General features: G+C 58.3%; 1 protein-coding gene. It reads right to left on the bottom strand.

All coding sequences use genetic code 11. The features are described from left to right. Nucleotides 1-1187 (bottom strand): beta strand repeat-containing protein (locus tag H663_RS41870; protein WP_205872780.1); only part of this gene is annotated, 1187 nt, incomplete at both ends.

Genomic DNA, 1187 nt, shown 5'->3' with positions numbered 1-1187 from the left:
CATTGCTGGAGCTGGTGCCGCCGTCGTAGATCTTGGTGTCGCTCACCGCTGCGAACGTCAGTTCCTTGGCCTTGATGGTGCCTGTGGCGCTGGCCTTGTTGCCGATGGTGTAGTTGTTGCCGTTGTTGCCATCGTTGATGGTGACTGCGCCCACTTGAAGTGTGGAGTTATTGGCACCCAGCACGTTCTTGCTGGCGAAGGACTGAACAGCGGTGATGGTGTCACCGGTTTGTGTGCCCGTCACAGAGGCTGCATTGCTGGAGCTGGTGCCGCCGTCGTAGATCTTGGTGTCGCTCACCGCTGCGAACGTCAGTTCCTTGGCCGTGATGGTGCCTGTGGCGCTGGCCTTGTTGCCGATGGTGTAGTTGTTGCCGTTGTTGCCATCGTTGATGGTGACTGCGCCCACTTGAAGTGTGGAGTTATTGGCACCCAGCACGTTCTTGCTGGCGAAGGACTGAACAGCGGTGATGGTGTCATCACCTTGCTTGCCCGTCACAGAGGCTGCATTGCTGGAGCTGGTGCCGCCGTCGTAGATCTTGGTGTCGCTCACCGCTGCGAACGTCAGTTCCTTGGCCTTGATGGTGCCTGTGGCGCTGGCCTTGTTGCCGATGGTGTAGTTGTTGCCGTTGTTGCCATCGTTGATGGTGACTGCGCCCACTTGAAGTGTGGAGTTATTGGCACCCAGCACGTTCTTGCTGGCGAAGGACTGAACAGCGGTGATGGTGTCACCGGTTTGTGTGCCCGTCACAGAGGCTGCATTGCTGGAGCTGGTGCCGCCGTCGTAGATCTTGGTGTCGCTCACCGCTGCGAACGTCAGTTCCTTGGCCTTGATGGTGCCTGTGGCGCTGGCCTTGTTGCCGATGGTGTAGTTGTTGCCGTTGTTGCCATCGTTGATGGTGACTGCGCCCACTTGAAGTGTGGAGTTATTGGCACCCAGCACGTTCTTGCTGGCGAAGGACTGAACAGCGGTGATGGTGTCACCGGTTTGTGTGCCCGTCACAGAGGCTGCATTGCTGGAGCTGGTGCCGCCGTCGTAGATCTTGGTGTCGCTCACCGCTGCGAACGTCAGTTCCTTGGCCTTGATGGTGCCTGTGGCGCTGGCCTTGTTGCCGATGGTGTAGTTGTTGCCGTTGTTGCCATCGTTGATGGTGACTGCGCCCACTTGAAGTGTGGAGTTATTGGCACCC

It is taken from the genome of Limnohabitans planktonicus II-D5 (assembly GCF_001270065.2).
GTDB lineage: Bacteria > Pseudomonadota > Gammaproteobacteria > Burkholderiales > Burkholderiaceae_C > Limnohabitans_A > Limnohabitans_A planktonicus.
The sequence above is the reverse complement of the archived record's forward strand: the minus strand, read 5'-3'. Positions and strand labels throughout refer to the sequence as shown.